Genomic DNA, 21882 nt, shown 5'->3' on the forward strand with positions numbered 1-21882 from the left:
TAAATTTAATTATTAGAATAATAAAAATCAAATATAAACATAAATGGAATATTATGTTAAAACTATTTATCTGTTTATTTATCAGCATATTCTTAGCATCAAATGTAGCAGCAACCACTATACTAAATGAAAACTACAAAACAGCTGAAGAATTAGGCTTAATGAAAGGCTCTCCTCCTTTAGCCAACAAACAGGTCAATCAGAGTAACTTTATTCAACCACCATTTAATCGGTGGTCTTTGCAGCATATAAGAGAGCTAATGCCTACTCGGGAGGTATTTAAAGGAAGTGGCACAACAATACCATTAAAATCAAACCCAGCCAACTTAGGTTTACTTGAAATTTCATTAGCCCAAAATAAAAAAATAACCATCGATGATTGGTTACGAAACAGTTATACAGATGGCTTTTTAGTCCTTCACAATGGGGTGTTAGTGTTTGAAAAATACTTCAATGAAATGAAGCCCTATACACAGCATCAAATGTTCTCAGTAACAAAATCATTTACCGGAACTCTTACTTTACTCCTCGCCAACCAGGGTTTAATCGATTTAACAGCTTCTGTAAAACATTATATACCTGAATTAGAAAATAGTGGTTTTGCTGATGCGACTGTTCAGCAAATTTTAGATATGACTAATAATATTCAATTTAATGAGACGTACTCTGACCCAAATGCAGATATTTGGAGATTTGCCACTGCTATCGGTGTTAAAGGTTTAACATCAAATATACAACAAGCAACATCAATCTATAGTTTTCTAAAAACACTTCAAAAAGATGGCAAGCATGGCGAAGCTTTTCATTATGCAACACCGACCACAGAAGTATTAGGTTGGATTATTTCTCGTGTAAGCAACCAGACATTAAGCAAAGTACTTCATACAAATATATGGTCAAGGTTAGGTGCTGAACGTGATGGTTATTATTGGTTAGATAACACCAGTACTGAAATGGCATCTGGCGGCCTTAGTATAACTCTCCGCGATGCAGCACGATTTGGTCAAATGATTCTCCAGAAAGGTTATTTTAATAATCAGCAAATTTTACCTAAACAAGTTGCTACACGTATTTTAAAAGCAGGAAACCCTTCCTTTTTCAATAAACACTATCAGGACGAATGGTATCAAACCATTGGCTATTCTTATCATGATCAGTGGTGGACATTCAATAATGCACATAAAGCAGTGGCAGCACTTGGTGTGCATGGCCAGCTTATATACCTTGACCCAGTTGCAAATATGGTGATCATAAAGCAATCCTCCGATCCCGAAGCAGAGAGTTACAACAATGAGTTTATTGGTCCAAAAGTTTATCAAACAATTGCTAACCATTTACTTCAATTGTAATTAGTTTTTTAGTAAGAGTTCTTATCTTAAAAATAATTTTTCAATTCGACTTATTAATATTTATTTTTGCCTGGCAATGTTTCCACCAGGAAGTGGATTTATATAAAATTTTTTACTCTGATGTTTTGTGCCGGCTATTTTTTTTAATGTCCTTTGCACAACGCTGTCTGAATTCTGCATAGGGCAAAGGTGGTGAAAAGTAATAACCTTGGTATAAATCACAATGTTGTTTCTTTAAAAAGTCCAGCTGACCAGAGGTTTCTACTCCTTCAGCAACCACCTTTAACTGTAAATGCTGAGCCATGGAAATAATGGTTTCTACAATCACTTGGTTACTGTTATCGTGTAATACTTGGTCGATAAATGACTTATCAACTTTTAATTCATCCAAAGGCAGTTTGCGTAGGTAACTGAGTGAAGAATAACCGGTACCAAAATCATCAATTGAAAACTGAATCCCCAGCTCTCTGAGTTTTTCCATTTTCTGTACCGTATCCTGTACATTATCCAGCACCAATCCTTCAGTGATTTCGAACATAAGATAGTTACCAGGTACCTTGGTTAACTCAAGAATTTTGATAACTTCTGGTATAAAATCAGGATGATAAAACTGATAAGGACTAATATTAACAGAAAAATGCTGCACCGAGCAGCCACTGGTTTCAGCCATCCAAAAATGAACTAACTGACACATTTGCCGAATTACCCACATTCCGAGTGGATAAATAAGCCCTGTTTCTTCTGCATAAGGAATAAAGTCAGCAGGTGAGACAATTCCCCGTTCAGGGTGTAGCCACCGCACTAACACTTCTGCTCCTACCACATACTCCTCATCCACTGACACCTGGGGCTGAAAATATAAAATTAATTGTTCAGTTTCAATGGCCTGACGCAACTCATTATGCAATTGTAAGCGTTTATCTGCCTCTTGTTGCATATCCTCTGAGAAAAATTGAATAGTATTTCGACCTGCTTCTTTAGCACGATGCAGAGCTGCATCAGCTCGCTTCAACAAATCAATGGGGTTATCTGCTGTAAATGGATAAGTTGCAATCCCTATGCTACCCGTGATATGAAAGTTTTCGCCTTGAATAATAAAAGGATGATGTAATTGCTCTAATAAACCAATGGCAAGTTCTGTCACCTGTTGTACTGCATAGTCACTATCAGTTGAAAAGCCTTCCATTAAAATAACAAACTCATCACCGCCCTGTCTGGCTAAGGTGTGGTCTTCTTCCATAACTAACGTTAACCGTTCTGCCACTTGCTTTAATAGCTCATCACCAATCTGATGGCCACGGGAGTCGTTAATAGTTTTAAAGTGGTCCAAATCTACAATCAGTAAAGCTCCCACTAAACGGGTACTGAGTGATTTTAGGCACTCACTCTGTAACTGCTCATCCAAATAACGACGGTTGGGTAATCCTGTTAAACTATCAAAAAAAGCCAGTCGTTGAATTTCTGCTTCTGATTGTAAACGTTCCGTTAAGTCTTCAAATGTTGATACATAATGAGTCACTTGATCATATTTATTTTTAACTGCTGTAATGGTTTCCCACTGAGGGTAAATTTCGCGGTTTTTCCGTCGATTCCAAATTTCCCCTTCCCAATGCCCGCTCTCTGCCAATGACTTTTCAATCGCCTGAAAAAACTGATCATCATGTTGACCAGAGCTCAATAAATCAGGTGTACAGTCTATAACCTCATCACTGTTATACCCCGTAATTTCAGTAAAGGCATTATTAACCCGCAGTATTTTGTGTTGATGGTCGGTAATCATAATGGCTTCATGGGTTTCAAACGCAATAGCTGCCAAGCGCATTTCGGCTTCAGCATGAACCCGTTGAGTAATATTATGATAAGAAGCCACTGCCCCTAATTTTTTACCCGCCGCATTGATTAATGGATTACTACTGGCCAATACCACAATGGGCTGCTGATTTTCCCCAATAAAGACCATTTCCACATCATTTACTTGTTCACCGTGTAAAGCACGAAACAGCGGTAATTGACTGAGTTCCATAGGTGTTTTGCCATCAGCCTGATAAACGGAGTAATGTTCCAGCCATTTTTCCGGTGGTAGTCGTTTAAACGGTAGACCATAGTTGCACTGCAAGCTTTTATTAAATAGTGTTAAAATTCCCTCACGGTTGCATACTGCTATTCCATCTACGATATTATCTAAAATAGTATTAAATAGTGCTTGCTCTTCAATTAACGCAATTTCTGAGTTTTTCCTTTCTGTAATATCCTGAACAAATAACACAAAATAGTCAGGCTTCCCAGATAACTCTCTAACACATTTAGTATTGACAGAAACATACACTACTTCATCATCACAACAACACATGCGTTTATCCAAAGTATAACTTTCCCGTTTCCCGGATAATACTTTACGCAATAACTGTCGCTCTGTTTCCCGATCATCAGGATGGGTTAATTCAAACCAGTCTTGCTCCATCATTTCCTCAGGTTGATAATGAAGAATTTCACATAAACGATTATTAAATTCCTGCCAATGCATGTTTGGCTTAATGATTGCCATGCCAATCAGGCCAGATTGTAAGAAATCATCAAAGCGGGCTTTTCGCTCAGCCAGTTCTGTCATATTACGGCGTACTTCATGGGTCAATAAATTCAAAGTACGCCCTAATTTATTAAATTCACGGCTCTCATCCAATTGCACATGCACATCATAACTACCCTTACCCACCCGTTTAGCTGCATTTACTAATACTTTAATTGGGTTAATTACCCAATAAGATAGTCCCCATAATAAGGCCAAAGCTGTTACTAACCCTGCCAATAGTAGCACCATGGAGTGAGTCCAAAAATTATACCAGACCAGTTGATGCAGTTGGTTTAAATCATACTCTATATATAATACGGCTAATTGACTGGAACGTAACTCCTGATCTCGTATGCCTAATTCAACTGGAATATAACCTTGCACCAAACGTTGTTTCTCATTTTTCACATAAATAGGCTTATACTGCAGTTGTACCATGGCAAACTGGCTAATATCAAAGTAAGGTAAGACAGATACAACAGGTTGGTCTTTCCAGGCAAACCGTGTGGCATAGAGAATTTCTTTGCTGGGTGTTACTAATACTAGGCTATTAAATTCAGGATAAACACCAAAATAAACTAAAAATTCTTCTGCTTCCCGCCAATCACCATCAACAAATGCTTCTGACATTTTTTGCTGCAATAAGGTAATTTCTCTCTTTACCTGAATTAAGGCTTCTTGTTCTTTCTGATCTAATGCATTTTGCGCATCCCATAATAAAATTCCTGTTATCAGTACCCCAAATAAAACTAATACAAATAAGGGAATGACCAAACGCAGTGATAATAGTCGCACGCTACTGAGCATCGGTAGTTTCCCTTATCCAACGACTATCAACTACCTCATCAACCAGCAAAATCCTTTGCGTCAAACCGTGGCTAAGCATTACCCTTTGTAAAGACTCAATGGTTAACCTGACTATCGGTGGGTCTCCAACCAATAGCCGTTGATTGTCTTCCCATCCTATCACTTTTATTTTTTTATAAACTTGTTCTATGGTACTCGTGGAAATTGTCATGCGTGGCGCAATTAAATTAATTGCGTGGCGTTGATTATAAGTAATATATTCTACTGCTTTAAAATAACCTTGTAGTAGCAGCTTAATTGACTGTTGATGTTGATCAATGACATTTTCCCGAACAACTAATACTTGCATAATTTTGTTCGACATGCGTGAGCTATCAAACTGCACTGTTGCACCCTGCTTTTCTAATCGAGACAGAAAAGGCTCAAAGGTCACCACACCATCTACTAGCTGACGATTATAGGCATTAATATGCTCGTTGTGATGAATTGGAATTAAGCTGATTTCTTTAAAGTCAATTCCTGCACTGATTAATGCTTGCTCCAACAACCAAATACTTTCAGCATTTTGACTGGACCCAACCCTACGTCCTTTCAAGTCTTTAATTTGTTTAATACCTGGCTGAGTCACCAGTGCATTTGCTCCATGGGAAACGGACAGCACCAGTATCACTTTTAATGATAGCTCTGATTGCAGCAGCTTAATGACTTCATCCAAATAAAGAATGGCAGCTTCAATGGTTTCGGAATGCAGTGCATTAATTACCTGGTTACGAGAGGTAAATTCAACTAAATGAATAGGGGTTTGATCATAATAGTCCAACTCACGGGCAAGAAATAGGGTTTCATTACCAATATCCACCGTGGTACCGACCCGAAGGTGAGACTGAGGTGGTTTACAGGCTAACAATAAAGACAAAGTAAGCAGTAGCCACAACCACCGAACAACAGCTACTGTAATTCGGCACATGCTATGCATTTAATTACTTATAATCATTCTTCTGTCTGACAGATTCCACTAATTGTAGCAGTCACAGCTAGTGCTGCATGCGTAAAGTTGGCTAGCTAGAATGGAAAAATTAAGAGAAAGGCAGAAAACAAATACATGCTAGGGCTGTTATCAACCCCAGCATGCTTAGCCCTAAAACTTCATCGGGCATTAAAGGTTCTGGGCATTCTGGTTAGGTATTAGCATACCTGGTGTAAACGGTGATAATCATAAAACTGCTTAATGCCGGTTTTACCCATATACCGTTGTAACGTTTTTTCTGGCACCGCCAGTAAATCAACAATAATCAAACCATCCAGGGCATCATTAAAATCCTTATCAACATTAAAGCAAACCAATTGCCCATTGAGCTTCAAGTACTGCCTGAGCAAAACAGGAATCCCCTTGTCTCCTTCAATACGGGTAATTAGCTTGGATAGTTGTTGAGTATCGGCCAAACCTTTTAACAGGCTTGGTTGCCAACAGTTGGATTTATATTTAGGTAAAGGGTTGGTTGGTTTAACAAACTCAGCCATCACCTCGTGCTTATGAAAGGCAGAAAGACAGCGTGCCATTAAATGACGTGAAAACTCTTGATAATCACTACTGATACTCACCGGACCAAACAGGGTTTTATATTGAGGGTTGTGCACAACATAAGTCGCGATACCTTTCCACAATAAAAACAGAGGAGCCAGGCTTTTTTGATATTCTGCACAAACAAAGGAGCGCCCCACTTCCAAGGCCTGACCTAACTTACTCAAAAATCGTTGGTCATATTTGAATAAGCTACGGGTGTACAGGCCAGCCAATCCCTGCTTGGCGATTAAGCAATCTAATCTGCCTAGCCGGTAAGCGCCTACGATCGCTTGATGCTGAGGGTTCCAAATAAATAAGTGCAAATAGTGCTGATCATAGTCATCAAGATCCACAGGTTCACCCGTACCTTCACCAACGTCACGAAAGGTTAGCTCCCGTAACCGACCTATTTCAGGTAACACAACTGGTAACTGACTGGCAGAGGCACAATAGACTTTAAATTCCCCATTATCGATTAGTAAACAGCTTTCAGAAAGTTCAGCTACATTTTGTGCTAACGCTTCTTTGGGTTGAGGCTGAACAATAGGTTGGAAGCTATTGGCGACAGGTTTATCTGATTGCTGCTGGCTTATGGTTGACCGGGCATGTGTATGGGCGAGCAAATAGGTATTCATTCGTAGGTACTCTGTCAATGCCTGATCAGAGTCTAACGCAGTCACTTCTTTAAAAGGAATTTGCTGGCCAATATGTAACTCAATTGTGCAGTTTTTCTTATTGATCATTTCACGGACTAACAGGCCTGTTCGTAAGTTGGCGTGAATTAATCCTGCTGTATGAAACAACCAGCTATTTTTACCTGAAATATATATAGGAGTAACCGATGCCTGAGTTCGTCGCATGATGGTTGCCACTAAACGATTCCAGGGCTTATCAACCACTTGCCGCTCTCTGAAATTGAAAGTGGATACTTCACCAGCAGGAAATATCATTAATAATCCCCCCTGACGCACCCAATCTAAAGCGGTTTTTAACCCTTTGCGGTTGCGCCGTTGACTATCAGAGGTAGCAAATACATCAACACCAATGAATGCATCTGCTAATTCTGGAATTTGCTGTAGCCAGTGATTAGCCATAATCTTCACATCAGGACGATAACGTAGCAGCAGATGAGCCAAAATGACTCCTTCAATTGCACCAAAAGGATGGTTAGCTACTATCACTCCAGCACCTTCACGGGGAATATTCTCAACCTGCCCTTCTACAACCCGGTAATCGACACCCAATGCTTCTAAGGTATAGCCAGCAAAGGCAGCAGGCTCAGAGGTTCGCTCTTGAAGATGGCGACGCTGATACAGTGAATCCAAATAACGAAGCCCAGACAGGCGCTCTAATACCCCCTCGACAATACCTAGTTTGGTCAGCTTGGGTAGCTGAAAAGGCGTCACTTGCTGTGTCATGATTTCTCCCCCCTGGAGAGCAACCTGTTATACAACAGTGAGTTGCTATCCATACAACAGTTATCTGATGGTGCATGCTGTCAAACAATACGCACTACCAGGTTTCAGTCAGGCAACGTGGCAAACCCTATGTACAAACATTTAGTGGTGATATCTCAGCGCTTAGCAAAAAAGTGGTTTCCTTCTACCCATTCCCAAATAGCAACGGCTATGGCACAAGAAAATACAATACACGCGTTAATAAACAGTAAACCACCATCATCACCCACGACTTCTCCTTGGGCATTAAACTCAGGCATATCAATACCCAATGGCGTGAACAGGTGAAAAAAGATTGCACCGGACATTACGCCTGCTGCCAACCCAGCACCTAATAACCTGACGGCTGGGATAAATAACATAATTGATGCAATTAATTCTGCGATACCCACCCCATATGCGCCATAATCTGCAAACCACTGAAAACCTGACCATTCACCTAACACACCAAAAATATGTTGGGTCTCATAGGCATCTGAAAATTTAAAAAATAAAGATTGCACAAATATGAAAGAGATATAACCACATAGCAACCATTTAATGTAATGACGTTTCATAAAATATTCCGGTTTATTGAAAACTTACTCATACGTGGAATAAGTATTTACATTACCAAACCAACTGTTTATTTAATGTAACAAATGTTAGTGAATTTCAGTGATGAGTGAGTCTATTGGTACGGATTTATACAGTAATTTTATTCAGCTAAGAGCCCTGGCCAGTTCTTATCCCCTTTTTCAATAAACCCAGGTATATCTTGCAACCACTGCTGCTGCACTCCATCATCGTAATTCAAATACAGTTTTCCATTTACAATTTTCCAGTTATTAGGGTCTGCTGATGCGCGAGAATTTTTGGCTGCAACTGCCCACGCACAGAAGCCGCCATATTGAGGCGCATATTTCTCTGGGTTTTGCTTAAATAAATCAAGGTGTTCTTGGTTAGCAAAATACCATTCAGCTCCTTTATAAGTATACTTATACTGACTTTTACCCTTCACTGGCTTGCTTTTCGTAAAGTAAGCCACTGTATCGTAACCACTCACCGCTTTATTACTGAAAAAACCAGTATAAACAGCATCTCCTGCCAATGCAGAACTAATCCAAAAGCAAAACAATACACTTAGCCAATATTTCATGGTATTACCTCTCTTTGCATAAAAAATAAAACTTTTTCAAAGAAAATCGCTACTCTGTAGCTGGATAACTAGCTACCAGATTTTTTTCTTTTTTATAAGCTTGCCATAAAGCTTTCAAACCAGGTATTTTAAATCCTCGTCGGCGATTTATCTCTCCAATTTCAAACAGCGTTTTATACTGGTAAAACAGTGCTTTATAGACATCTTTCAGGCTGGCATTACGGTCCCAAATATGGGTTGCTTCACTACTGGCACCATTAATTTCTACAATTTTAAAATCACGACCTTGTTTAAGCAGTTCAGCGTCTTTAAAACGCACATCCAGTCGACCATAATAAAATTCATCAATATCTTTGGTAATTTCATCCAGTTTGGCAGTTAACGCTGGTGTAATTAATTGCTTCCCATCACGAAAAATTGAGCCACGGCTATGACTGCCAGCAAAAGCTAAACGAAACGGTTGGCCTTCGGGTAGCACTATATCCAAATGCTGTTGGTGTCTGCTCAGATAAAGATGAGCAACTTTACTGGCTCGTGGATCTGCTTCAATCAACGCTTGTAAATTGTCCTTGCCATTACCAAATACATAAGGTGCATATTTTAAGGTAATAGAAAAAATCTCCCCTTTCTCTTTGCCAGGATAACGAATATAAAATATCCCAGCCTCAGCTTCATAAGGTACCAACTCCTGCAAAATTAAACTGGCTTGATTGGGAAAATATTCAATATAATCAACTAGTTGTTGTTGATCACGAACTATTCTTACCCCAACTCCTCGACACCCAATATCAGGCTTGGCAACGACAGGCAGTTGTATCCCTTGCTTGGCTAACCTTGTTACTATCTCCGCTACTTGCTGGCTGGCAACAACTTTTTTCTCAACCGTTAAAGAAATGGCAGGCGCGATAAATTGTTTGGCTTTCCCATTCGCTAATTTAAACACATCACTTTTTGCTTCCCCCACCATTCCACCCAGTGGAATTTTCGGGTTAGCAATCAATGGTAAATTTATCGAACGGTATTTCAGCGTTAACATTAGCCACTGTACAACAACAGGTAAATAAACCAGCTGTGTAGGCCAAAACTCAAAAAAGGATACTGCTTTGCCTGATAAATCTAAGGGAGGCATGCCTGGATGCACCGGGCGATTAGCAAAGGTAGGATTAACAGCCTGCTGAATCAGAGTATTCTCATATACCGATGCTTTTGTCACGAAGTTAACTCCTCAACCATAGATTGTTGGGCTTTACGGCGAGACCACCAAATTAGCAGCAATGCCAAGGGAATCAAGCCCCATTTAGCTTGATCAAACCAGCCTTCAAATAGTTCACCAAATAGATAAAAACCTGCAAACACCAATACTGTCCATACCAACGTGGCCAACGAAATAGCCAAACAAAAAGTGGCAAGTGATAGTTGATATAAACCACAAGCAACATAACCAGGAAAGCGTAATCCCGGCATTAAACGACAAATGAGTATTTTTACTAATAGCTGGTCAGCCAACCACCCCCCAAATTGCTTGACTCTGGGGTGACTGGCGACATAGCGTTGCGCCCACTGATAACGGCAAGCTAAACGTCCTAATCCATACAAGCCTAAATCACCGCTCCAAATACCAATAAATGCGGCTGTCATTCCCCAACTGATGGGAAGATAGCCATCCAGCGCTAACAATGCAGCCAAAACAATCGCCACATCTTCCAGCACATAACTGACCAGCACGAGCAAAATGGCAAGCACCAATGGGTGCTGAGAAAACGCTAATAATGTTTCAAGCATGCAAACAACCCTTCTAGCAGCCTAACCTAACCATAAGTTTTCATACTAAGACTGTCTATGGAAAGTGATTCGGTTCTGGTAATACAGACCAGACTAATATGCAAATTATTTCACAGAGTTATGAAAGTGATGCCTCATTATAGGTAAATTTAGCTATACCCATAGCATTTCTTGGCCTCACCGCTCGTGGCATATGTCAAATAAAGCTACACTATTGATACACACTATAAATAAAGGCAAATTTATCAGCTTTTTATTAATTAGTATGTACCGCTATTTGAAACATTTCTCCCAGTATCCAGGTCTCGATAAAGGCTAATATGCTATTTGCATTACTTTCTCAAGGAGTTCTATGAAGGCCACAATTCAAGGCAATCTTGCTGTACTAAGTCAGGCATTCAAACTTATCAAACAGTTATCAGCCGATGACTACCATACCCCTATCCCGCCCTTAAACAGCTCAATTGGCCAACACATTCGCCATGTCCTTGACCATTACCTTCATCTTCAACGCTGGGAACCTGGAACGCCTCTGGATTATGATCAGCGCAAACGGGGCACAGACATTGAGTTCAACCCAGTAGCCGCCTTGCAACAAATAGAAGCGCTTCAGGAGTGGTTAGAACGATTATTATACTTAGACAATCAGCCGATGACTTTATGTAGTTTGGTTGTCGACAACCCATCCCCAGTCACTTGTGCTACTAGTTTTCAACGCGAACTCTTATTTAGTGCCAGCCACGCGGTGCATCACTACGCCTTGATTAGTGTTATTTTGAAACTGAAAAAAATTCCTGTTGATGACACTTTTGGTGTAGCGCCTGCTACTTTACAATACCAGCAACAGTAGTTTCGAAAGCATTAAGTTCAATGTGCACAATTAGTTGGCTTGTTGATACCCATCGCTATGAGGTTTTTTTTAATCGAGACGAGCAAAAAAGTCGGCCTGTCGCGCTGCCCCCTCAGTTTGTTAACCACACGTCTACTCTTAGCTTAATGCCTATTGACCCAGCAGGCGGGGGTAGCTGGCTGGCAGCAACAGAATATGGGCAAATTATCGCGTTACTTAACCTCTATCAGGCAGACACAAAAGCTGTTTCTTCTGATCAACAAAGCCGTGGATTGTTAGTCCACCAGTTAGCAAGCATCTCTCATTGGCAACTCCAACTGCGCTGGTTAAACGAGCTTAACTGCAGCCCTTATCGCCCATTTAGTTTATTTATTTTTACACCCACCTGGCATAACCAGAACCAACTCAAACAACTGGCTGTTCATCAGTTCGATTGGAATAATCAGACCCTTCGACAGCAGCAACCCTCGATTAGCTTTTTCAGCTCATCTTCAGTGGCAACTCAAGCGGTATTAGCTAATCGGCAAGCTTGCTATGACGCGTTAAATACCCCCTTCCAAGACCACCAACATGACAAAGGTAAACCGATATCAAGATTAACCTCAATGGACTTGTTACATTTACACCAAAGTCACCAACCCGAGGCTTCTGCTTACTCTATTTGTATGCACCGTGCAGACGCCCAAACCGTGAGTTTTAGTCATATCAAAGTTAACCGACAACAGACGGCGTTTGATTATTACTCCGGCTCCCCCTGTCAAACCCATCAGCCACAACGTTTTCTATTGCCAAATAAAAGCGCTTGCACTGATTACTGATACAAAACACTACAAATTTATGACGAAAAAATAATCATAATTTGAAACTATAAACTATAATTAGTCAAAGTAGTGCGACTTCAGCAGTGTGTTATTTTAGCGAGTCGATTTAAAGATGATGGCAGCACAATTACGACAACAACATTACAATCCAGACCTTACGTGGGATTTATCTCATTTAGCTAACAGCCAACTGGCCAGTGATTTTTTCCTACAGATTTCACATAGCTTTTGTATTTACAGCCCAACCAGCAACAAGCTTTATAGTCATTTTAATGTTGACGCCATTGACGATGGCAGTCGCCTTATCATTGAACCGACCCCTTGTGCCTATGACAATACCTATCAATTTATTGCACCTAGCAGCATTAAAAATACGGGCATTATTTTATATTCAGGCAAATATTTACATCGCAATGGCTACTACCTTGGTATTCCCATTCATAAAGATGAGTGCTTAAAACATTTCTCATTGACGAAAGGTATCGAGTTTCTTAATAAAACTTTCATGGAAAACACAGGCGCCCCATTTCTGCCTGTCATCTTAAAAGGAGACTTACAAGCTTTCAAAACCACAGCTCCCTACTTACACCTCCATCGAGCAGATATATCTAGTATGAGAGAACTTTCTGCCCTAGATAGAGGTGATTTATTCAATACGATTTTGGACCGCTTTAGTCTCATTGTTCATGAAGATAAAGCACAACATTAGCATTAGAAAATGACTACACTCGTTGTCATTTTACAAAGAATTATAGAATGGCCACTCATCACAATAAAAAATAATTACCTTTACGCTAAAATTGGTCAAAATTCGACCTAACCAAACAGGGCGGCCGATATTTAAAACAGTGTTTCATCATCATTTTTTTTCAAAAATGCCTAAAGCTTGGCTTTTCAAACTGGGCAAATTAATTATCCTAGCGCTTCTCAAATCCTAAGCCTGAGCTCGGCGCTTAGTTGGAATTTGGCGCAATGCTAAATGTAGTCCATACTGAGTTGTTGAGTGGCTTTTAACCTTTTGGTCAAAAGCTCTGTGCCTAACGGGGGCGTCAGGCATGGTCGGTGCTTATGCACCAGTCATTAAATACCCAAGGATTTGTTTGATTATATTCACTTACCTTAACTCAACGAGAATAAGGGGCATAAAATGCACACTAAAATGTTAAAGGCAGCTCTAGTTGTCACAACAATGGCCATTATGACTGGTTGTGCTTCAAGCAGCCGTGTTGACCGTATCGAAGCTGATCTTGCGGACGTAAAAGATCGCTTAGGTCGTGTTGAGGCAACTGCAAACAGCGCTGACGCTAAAGCTGATCAGATTTTAGAAAAGTTAGATCGTATGAACCGGTCTCACTACAGCAAGTAATCAGCGCCCGTTAGTGTATTTTTAAGGCTACCAGTAGGTAGCCTTAAATCGACTTAAGAAGCATGACCTATCAATTTCGTTATCATCTTCACTAGCCCCCTCCGCAATGCCTTGCGTTAGCACTTACACACTTTCATTAATACCAGTATTCTTCCTACAAAAAGTCACTAGCCTGACTACTACATCAAGTCACACCATTTTTGCACTAGTATGAATAAAAAAAGGTTAATGAAAAAAGAGAGCACCAAAACAGGGCAACATAGGTGTATAATAAGTAAAAATACTACAAGATTTGTAATTACTCATTAGCAATCAAATTGTTTTGATCACATCAAAAAACAATTCAAAAATTTGCTTTGGCCATAGAATAAAGTCAGCCGTCATATTTTCTAAAAAACCTGACTTTTCTAGTTCTCTACTTGAAGCTTCTGAGTAAGTACATTAACCAATAACTTTCAAGTTATTGGTCAGGCTTAAGAGTCTGAAGGTGATTGACTCACCTTTGCTGAGCTAAAATCACCAGAAACTTTCACCGGCATACCCAGTTGTTCTGTCAACACATCTAAAATTTTACGCTGATCGACAGCCATTTGCTGGCTGTCTTTTTCTATCACTTCAAACCAGCTCTCCAACGCTCGATAAGGAGCAGTCTCATGGCGTCGACTCCATTCGGATAAAGGCTCATGAGCCTCAACATAAAACTCACCATTAAGCTTACCAATTTTATAGGGCTCATGAATTACCCTAACAGGTGTGCCTCGATTCACCCAACTAAATAGCTCCTCAATATCATCAGGAAACAACCGAATGCATCCATGGCTGACTCGCATACCCACTCCAAAGTCCAAATTGGTGCCATGAATCAAGTAGCTACCCTGAAACCCTAGTCGTAATGCATATTTACCAAGTGGATTATTAGGGCCAGGAGGAATCACATCAGGTATAAATTCGCCCTTTCTGGCACGCTCCTGACGGATCGATTCAGGTGGCCGCCAGGAAGGATTCGGTTTTTTCTGAGTGATTCTGGTTTTTCCTAGGGGGGTTTCCCATCCCTTGCGACCAATACCGATTGGATAAACCATCACGACAGGATCATCAGGTGGATAATAATAGAGTCGTAGCTCAGCCAGGTTAATGACAATCCCTTTACGTGGCCCAGGTGGTAAAATCATTCGGGTAGGCAGTACAACTTCTGCCCCATCTCCAGGCACCCATGCATCCACTTTAGGATTGGCCGCAATCAGCGCTAAAAAGCCCACCCCTTCTTTTAAAGCTAAGTCAGCAAAAGTGTCAGTATATACCGTTCTAATTACCCGTCGCTCGCCTACCACATCATCATCATTTTCAGGTAATGGAAAAGTAAGGCTGGCTCCAAGCTGTGGCAACAGCAACACTGCCCAGGCAAACGTATAGCGCCGCCAGGCTTTAAAATAGCTACTGTTTTTTAGCTGGCCAATCCCTACCCTGATTGGCTTGATCAAGCGATTAATATGGTTCACTTGTTGGCTAACAATGCTTTCGCTTTGCATTGTGAAAAATCACCCTGTTAAGTTGCATCAGTGAATCAGCATTCTACTGATGCCACATCATTTTTCCGGGCATAATTCATCAGTTTATGAAACAGATCAAGAATAATGAAATATTAAATTGGATGATTATAGGAAGCACTTACAAATATTTATTCATGTAAGTTTTATAAAGGTTAATAATCGTCGTTGCTACACAATAAATTCGCCTTGCTACAAAAAAACTACCCGACTTTTTTCGATTTTGCCATAGTTCCAATTCAGTAGAAAAGCAATACCCAATGCGTCGCCTATTTTATTAAACTTTAAACTCACTCACTAGCGACTCTAACCGCTTCGTTAGTCGCTCTACATGCTGAACCGTATCTAAACTGCTTTGGGCATCATTTGCCGTACTGGATGAAATATCATTGATTCGGACAATACTGCTATTAATACCATCAGCCACTGCTTGTTGCTCTTCCGCTGCCGCTGCCATCTGGGTATTCATCTCATTAATTTCGGCAACAGAATGACTGATTTCTTTTAGCGATTCACTCAACCGCTCTACCTGTCCTTTATTGCCTTCAGCACGTTCAACAGAGCGATTCATCATTGCTACCGCTTCACGAGAGCCGGTTTGTAAACTCTCAATCATTTGTTGAATTTCTTGCGTGGCATCCTGAGTACGCTGAGCCAGCGTTCTAACCTCATCAGCTACTACGGCAAAACCACGGCCTTGCTCACCAGCACGAGCAGCTTCGATGGCTGCATTTAATGCCAATAGGTTAGTTTGTTCAGCAATGCTGCGAATCACATCCAGTACAGATCCTACTTTGTCACTATCAGCTTCTACTCGTTCCATGGTACCAGCTGTTTCTGAAACCTCTTTCACCAACGCTTCAGAAGACAGGTTAGTTTCGTTTGCTATTTGAATGCCCTCTTCACTCAGCTGGTTTGCCCTATCAGTTGACTTTGCAGCTGAGGAAGCATTGGATGCTACCGTTTGTGCCGTAGCATTCATTTCAGTTGAGGCTGTCGCGACTTGCTGGGATTCAGACTGTTGTTGCATAACACCATCAGCCGTGCTGGCACTCAAGCTTGCCATTTTATTTGCCGATTGCTGTAAATCGACTACCGCATTTTTAATGTGTTTTACCGTATGATTAAACTTACTGAGCATGCCATTGGTCGCACTGGCAATTCGCCCGATTTCATCTTTGACATCCAGTTTAATTTGCCTGGTCAAATCCGCATCTTGCTGGATAGTTAATATATTTTCTTCCAGTTTAGTGATCGGATAAGTAAATAACTTAGATACCACCATACTCAGTAAATAAGCAAGGATAGTGAATGCGACCACAACGCCAATGCTAACCTGGGTAATAAATACACGTAATTCATTCACTGTTTTAAATGCTTCGTCTTCATCTATTTCACTCATAATCGCCCAGTTTAATCCTTCTATTGCTAACGGACTATAAGCAGACAATACGGGAACATTGCGATAATCAGGAAAAATTTGTAACTCTTTTTTTCCAGCAATAGCTGCCGTGGTTCCTTCTGTTTTTACTGGCTGTAATCCAATGGTTGTTCCTTTAGAGAGAATGGTATCAATGACTTTTTTATCTATTTGGGCAGCTATAAGGGCCGCTTCATAACCTTTCGGGTCTTCAATTAAAAAGCGACTCATACTGCGCATGGTAAAATCAGCACCCACTAGATAGGTTTCACCCGAGCTACCCAGACCGGTTTCTTTCCAGTGTTTTTCATGAGTCATAATTAAATTGATACGATCAATAGGCATCTGAAAAATTAATACGCCCAGTTTTTTACCTTGATCATAAATAGAAGTCGCAATAAATGAAGCAGGATCTTCATAAGAAGGGGTATAACTAGCAAAATCAGTTAAATAAACCTCACGACCACTGCTACTAACCACGCTTTTAAATGCTTCGCCTATACCTGAATTTGCATAAGGTCCTGTTTTTAGAGAGGTGGTATAATCAAGCTCTTTAAATACTGAGTAAACAATATCCCCTGTATCAGGGTCCACTAAAAAGATATCGTAATATTCAAACCGCTGAAGAAATTCTCGAATATGAGGATGAAATTTCGCATGTGAAGCTGCATACCCAGTATTTCCCTCTAGTTTAATTAAGCTGTCTTTTTCTCCAAGTGGATGAGGGTTAGCTTTAATAAAAGCATGTTGAAGTGCAATGGAATCATCATCTAATTGATTAAATAAGCTGCTAACGTCCTTTTTAGCCCCGCTATTTCGACTCGCATATTCATTGTTATAATCTCCATCATAATACTGTTTGAGTTCGGATTTGAGTTTGCTAATATCAGGTGATCCCGCGTCACTGCGGTAATTAGTGAAGGCTGTTTTAAACTCAGCCATCGCCTCAATGATCATTCGATCATTAGCAAAACTAAGCACCTGATTACGAATCGTGCCAAAATAACGCTCGATTTGCTGTTTCTTTACTTCTCTAATCGAAACTAGCTGTTCATAAGCTTGATCTTCTAACGCCTGACGTGCTGACTGATAGCTTTCAAAACCTAAAATTGACGCTAACACAATTAAGGGAACTAAAGTAACACTCATAATGATGAGCGTTAATTTCATGCGAATGCTTTTCATTCTATGTTACACCTTTACTCTCATTCACTATTAGCTAGCCCGAATATCTAGAAACTTGGATAATCAGGCTATGTAGTGAAAAAATCACTGGCTGGTGTTCTTAGAATAGATTGGAGCCTCTGAGTTTGCGAGCAAACCCACGACAACTCACACAAGCTGTGTAGCAGCTAAAAGCAAAAATAAGTGTAGAAGTAATTAACCAAATTGCCCACTGACAAAAGGGTTTGTGCGCTTTTCTTGACCAAAAGTAGAATTAGGCCCATGACCAGGAATAAATTCAACCTCATCACCCAGCGGAAATAAAACCTGTGTGATTGAGTGGATAAGGGTTTCATGATTACCCTGAGGGAAGTCTGTTCGACCAATAGAGCCCGCAAAAATAACATCTCCCACAAAAGCTATTGCAGCAGGCTGATGATAAAACACCACATGACCAGGTGTGTGACCCGGACAATGCAACACATTGAAAACCAACTCACCGACAGTTACTTCATCCCCCTGCTGCAGCCACTGATCAGGGGTAAATGCTTCCACTAAAGGAAATCCAAACATTTGGCTCTGCATGGGTAAACCATCAAGCCAAAATTTATCAGCCTTATGGGGGCCAATTACCGGAACCTGATAATGACGTGAGATTTGCTGGGTTGCTCCCACATGATCCAGATGACCATGGGTTAATAATACTTTTTCAACTGTTACCTCTGCTTTTTCCACAGCGGCAATAAGTCGTTCTGGCTCACCACCTGGATCAATCAGTGCGGCCTTTTTGGTTTTATCACAAATAACCAATGAGCAGTTTTGCTGAAAAGGCGTTACAGGGTTAATTTGGTATTTTAACATGGTGGGTTACACTCTATTGGGTTTTCTCAAGCAGGCTATTTCATACCCTTCGTGAATAATTTCAACCCTACACGTCGGGTATATTAAGTGGGTTTACCAGCGATTACGGTTACTTTTTGGCTTAAAACCCACTGGCTTATCTTTAATCCAGCTGACAAACTCAGCAATTATCTGACAGCTCAATAAGGCTTCACGACTATTGTATTTCAAACCTAAATCCCTCTCACTAAAAGCAACATGAATATGAGAATGACAAGGACGACAGAGCCATAAAATGCTATGCGTCATTTCTTGACGACTAAAGCGTTTAACAAAAATTTTGCGCCTGTGGTGAGTACGGGGAATTAAATGGTGTCGAGTCAACGTTTCTTGGCGGTCACATAGTTCACATTGAGTAGGTTTGGTTGAATGCTGATCTAAAGCCTGGTTTATCATATACAGCGTCTTGATTATTAAAATTTTATCACGGACCTAAAAGTCAGATTAACTCTTCCATCCGGTATTTTTCTGACTGAGCGTTTTGGCAACTGATGCTGCCAACATTGTTGAGTGGTACCAGCCATTACCAGGCAACTTCCTGATGCTAATGGCAATGTGATTGGTTTCAACCCATTGGTTTTATACTGCTTATGTCGCATGACAAAATCACGTTCAGCACCAAAACTGATGGAAGCAATGAGTGGCTGCGAACCTAATTCAGGTTCATCATCACTGTGCCAGCCCATACTATCCGCACCATTACGATAAAAATTTAACAACACACTATTGAATGAGGTATTGACGGCTTGTTCCACTACCTGTTTAATTTCAACTAAAACAGGGCACCAGGGTAATGGACTCAGTTGTAATCCAGAATAACAATAATGGGCCTCAGCATCGCCAAACCATGCGGTTAACCTGGGTTGGATGCACTCTCGACCAAATAGCTTGATAGGCTCTTGCCGCCAATCAATTGTCCCACTTAACGCTAATTGGTGAAAATAGTCCTCTGCCTGTGCTTGAGAAAATAATACTGGAATATACCACACACTGGCATCGGTGAGGGGTAGCGAGATAATATCAGAGTGAGTTAAAGCAAGTGGCGTCTGTTCCATTTGGCTATTATCGCTAAGATTAATCTAAAGCTCTAGCCCGAATAATTGAACAAATTTCCTCTCAATCGTTTTATTTGAAGTAACTAATATGAAAATCACTTTTTTAGGTACCTCTGCCGGCGTTCCCACCAAGCATCGTAATGTTACGGCTATTGCAGTTCAACCTAACCAGCAATCGAACTGGTGGCTAATAGACTGTGGAGAAGGCACCCAACATCAATTATTGCACCCCCCCTTTAGTCTGAGTCGACTCACTACCATTTTTCTCACCCACTTACATGGTGATCACTGTTATGGTTTACCTGGGTTATTAGCCACCCGAGCTTTACAGGGAGGCAGCCAGAGTCTGCCCTTGACTGTGATTGGTCCTTCTGGGGTCAAGCCACTCATTGAGAGTATTTGTCAGCATACTCAGCTTTACCTAAATTACCCACTAAACATTATTGAAGTCACATCGGCGCCCAACCGCTTGACTATAGACCAACACCAGATTGAAGTGGTCCCAATGGAACATAACATTACCAGTTATGGTTATTTAATCTCACCACCAGATTTTCCAGGACATTTAAATGCTGCCAAAGCAAAAGCCCTTGGTATTGCTCCTGGACCGATTTATCAGCAATTAAAGCAAGGCAAACGAGTTACCCTGGATGATGGCCGCGAAATTGATGGCAACCATTTGTTGTCTCCAGCAGCCCCGGCACCCAAAGTTTTCATCGCTGGCGATAATGGCAACCCTCAACAACTCTTGCCCTGGCTTGAATCTGCGTCATTGCTAGTCCATGAAGCCACATTGACTGAACCAGAACGGCAAAGGCTAGCCGGCAACATTCACCACTCTACTGCTGCCGCTGTTGCCAAAGTGGCCAACCAAGCTAAGTTAGACAATTTAATTTTGACTCACTTCAGCGCTCGCTATGGGGAAACAGCTCGCCAAGGAAAATTAACAATAGATGATATTCACCAGGAGGCCAGTGAATATTTCCAGGGTCAGCTTTATTTAGCTGCAGACTGGCAGCAGTATACCCTTACACTCAAAGGCGAATTACAGCAAGCGCATATCCAGCCGAAAAACCAATAATTGTCCATAAGCACTTCTGGCGATAAGAGTTTAACCAGACAGTCATCATACAAATTGCGTCTTCTATATAGTCAGGCAGTTAAACTGCCTGACTTTTTGCAAGAAAAAATAACCAATATGTCTCTGATTAAATAGACTCATCCAAACCAAATGTGTCTATCAAAACACTACTTTTAGAATAACAAAAGGGCTTGTAATATTATGCTCAATGATATAGAAACGATATTGATTTGGGTGAAAAAGACCATTTAAAAATAATAACAATAGGCCCCAACACTATGGCTAAACATTACCAGATATTTATTCACGATAACCACCCATTATTCCGTTCGGAACTTATCCGTGTCATCAAGTCACAACTCACACAAACAACCTTATATGAAGTGGACAGTCCCTTGATGTGGCTTGGCAAAATTAAACGATTGCCCGGCAACAAGTTACTATTATTAGATATATTAGCTGATGGTGGTTATGGACTAGCACATATCTTTTACCTAAAACGCTATGCACCACAAATTAAAATCATAGCTATGACGCCCTCTAATAACGATTCAATTGCGGCTAAAGCCTTTTGGTTAGGAGCGAATGGCATTTTTCCTAAAAAGTCAGAAGCAAGCCAGCTTATTCAATTGATTACCGCCACTAATAATCACGGCCCACGACCTAATTACAGTCAACAAATTACCTCTGAAGAGCGAGAACAACTTAGTTTTATTTGTGATCGAATAAAATTGCTGTCCATTCAACAATATAAAGTGTTGATATTATTAACTGCCGGTAAAGTGAATAAACAAATAGCGCAAGTACTCGGTGTCGCTGAGGCTACGGTTAAAGCACATTTAACCAGTATTTTCAAAAAACTGGGAGTACGAAACCGTACTCAGGCCATTATTACTATGAAAGTCCTGCAAAGCCATTTGATCAATAAACCAGAGTTCCAGACCGCTTAACTACTCAACTGTAAACAGCGTACAAATTCTGAAAGCTTTGATCCATACTTGACTATATCGTA

The 21882-nt window shown here is 40.6% G+C and carries 19 protein-coding genes; 7 read left to right on the top strand and 12 right to left on the bottom strand.

All coding sequences use genetic code 11. The features are described from left to right. Positions 1-53: 53 nt before the first annotated feature. Positions 54-1349: a serine hydrolase domain-containing protein gene (locus G4Y78_RS17515; protein ID WP_163834252.1), complete on the top strand. Its 1296-nt coding sequence runs from the start codon at positions 54-56 to the stop codon at positions 1347-1349. Positions 1350-1461: 112 nt separating this feature from the next. On the opposite strand, the gene G4Y78_RS17520 is transcribed toward G4Y78_RS17515, so the two are convergent. The 7 genes from G4Y78_RS17520 to G4Y78_RS17550 form a co-directional block, all read right to left on the bottom strand. Continuing rightward, entirely contained in the window at positions 1462-4725 is a 3264-nt protein-coding gene (locus G4Y78_RS17520) for an EAL domain-containing protein (protein WP_163834253.1), read from the bottom strand. After that, positions 4715-5701: an ABC transporter substrate-binding protein gene (locus G4Y78_RS17525; protein ID WP_163834254.1), complete on the bottom strand. Its 987-nt coding sequence runs from the start codon at positions 5699-5701 to the stop codon at positions 4715-4717. Before G4Y78_RS17525 ends, G4Y78_RS17520 begins: the two co-directional genes overlap by 11 nt. Before the next feature lie 209 nt (positions 5702-5910). After that, complete coding sequence (locus G4Y78_RS17530; protein ID WP_163834255.1) at positions 5911-7707, bottom strand: lysophospholipid acyltransferase family protein; 1797 nt, start codon at positions 7705-7707, stop codon at positions 5911-5913. Positions 7708-7862: 155 nt separating this feature from the next. Next, on the bottom strand, positions 7863-8303 hold the full coding sequence (locus tag G4Y78_RS17535) for a hypothetical protein (protein WP_163834256.1): 441 nt from the start codon (positions 8301-8303) through the stop codon (positions 7863-7865). A gap of 140 nt (positions 8304-8443) precedes the next feature. Further along, positions 8444-8884 carry a YHS domain-containing (seleno)protein gene (locus G4Y78_RS17540; protein WP_163834257.1) on the bottom strand — a complete coding sequence of 147 codons (441 nt, stop codon included), beginning with the start codon at positions 8882-8884 and terminating at the stop codon, positions 8444-8446. 49 nt (positions 8885-8933) lie between these two features. Further along, a complete protein-coding gene (locus tag G4Y78_RS17545; protein ID WP_230425610.1) occupies positions 8934-10097 on the bottom strand; it encodes an ATP-grasp domain-containing protein in 1164 nt (387 codons plus the stop codon). Beyond that, entirely contained in the window at positions 10094-10666 is a 573-nt protein-coding gene (locus G4Y78_RS17550) for a DedA family protein (protein WP_163834259.1), read from the bottom strand. Before G4Y78_RS17550 ends, G4Y78_RS17545 begins: the two co-directional genes overlap by 4 nt. 352 nt (positions 10667-11018) lie before the next feature. On the opposite strand from G4Y78_RS17550, the gene G4Y78_RS17555 reads away from it, so the two are divergent. From G4Y78_RS17555 to G4Y78_RS17570, 4 genes are all read left to right on the top strand, one after another. After that, positions 11019-11516, top strand: coding sequence for a DinB family protein (locus tag G4Y78_RS17555; RefSeq protein ID WP_163834260.1), 498 nt, complete (start codon positions 11019-11021; stop codon positions 11514-11516). 20 nt (positions 11517-11536) lie between these two features. Further along, entirely contained in the window at positions 11537-12334 is a 798-nt protein-coding gene (locus tag G4Y78_RS17560; RefSeq protein ID WP_163834261.1) for an NRDE family protein, read from the top strand. A 115-nt stretch (positions 12335-12449) separates the two neighbouring features. Then, entirely contained in the window at positions 12450-13046 is a 597-nt protein-coding gene (locus G4Y78_RS17565; protein WP_163834262.1) for a hypothetical protein, read from the top strand. A 438-nt stretch (positions 13047-13484) separates the two neighbouring features. Then, positions 13485-13703 carry a hypothetical protein gene (locus tag G4Y78_RS17570; RefSeq protein ID WP_163834263.1) on the top strand — a complete coding sequence of 73 codons (219 nt, stop codon included), beginning with the start codon at positions 13485-13487 and terminating at the stop codon, positions 13701-13703. A gap of 473 nt (positions 13704-14176) precedes the next feature. Here the strand turns inward: G4Y78_RS17570 and G4Y78_RS17575 are convergent, their stop codons facing one another. From G4Y78_RS17575 to G4Y78_RS17595, 5 genes are all read right to left on the bottom strand, one after another. After that, entirely contained in the window at positions 14177-15232 is a 1056-nt protein-coding gene (locus G4Y78_RS17575) for a L,D-transpeptidase family protein (RefSeq protein ID WP_163834264.1), read from the bottom strand. 295 nt (positions 15233-15527) lie between these two features. Next, positions 15528-17855 (bottom strand): methyl-accepting chemotaxis protein, encoded by a 2328-nt coding sequence (locus tag G4Y78_RS17580; protein WP_163834265.1) that lies wholly within the window; start codon positions 17853-17855, stop codon positions 15528-15530. A 195-nt stretch (positions 17856-18050) separates the two neighbouring features. Further along, a complete protein-coding gene (locus G4Y78_RS17585; protein ID WP_163834266.1) occupies positions 18051-18695 on the bottom strand; it encodes an MBL fold metallo-hydrolase in 645 nt (214 codons plus the stop codon). 93 nt (positions 18696-18788) lie between these two features. Then, positions 18789-19130 (bottom strand): hypothetical protein, encoded by a 342-nt coding sequence (locus G4Y78_RS17590; RefSeq protein WP_163834267.1) that lies wholly within the window; start codon positions 19128-19130, stop codon positions 18789-18791. A gap of 17 nt (positions 19131-19147) precedes the next feature. After that, the gene (locus G4Y78_RS17595; RefSeq protein WP_163834268.1) at positions 19148-19789 is read right to left on the bottom strand and encodes an alpha-ketoglutarate-dependent dioxygenase AlkB family protein; all 642 of its coding nucleotides are present in this window, start codon (positions 19787-19789) and stop codon (positions 19148-19150) included. Positions 19790-19877: 88 nt separating this feature from the next. On the opposite strand from G4Y78_RS17595, the gene rnz reads away from it, so the two are divergent. Together rnz and G4Y78_RS17605 are read left to right on the top strand one after the other, a co-directional pair. Further along, positions 19878-20870 carry a ribonuclease Z gene (gene rnz / locus G4Y78_RS17600; protein WP_163834269.1) on the top strand — a complete coding sequence of 331 codons (993 nt, stop codon included), beginning with the start codon at positions 19878-19880 and terminating at the stop codon, positions 20868-20870. A 278-nt stretch (positions 20871-21148) separates the two neighbouring features. Further along, on the top strand, positions 21149-21820 hold the full coding sequence (locus tag G4Y78_RS17605; protein ID WP_163834270.1) for a response regulator transcription factor: 672 nt from the start codon (positions 21149-21151) through the stop codon (positions 21818-21820). Positions 21821-21882 lie beyond the last annotated feature (62 nt).

Source organism: Spartinivicinus ruber, assembly GCF_011009015.1.
Classification (GTDB): domain Bacteria; phylum Pseudomonadota; class Gammaproteobacteria; order Pseudomonadales; family Zooshikellaceae; genus Spartinivicinus; species Spartinivicinus ruber.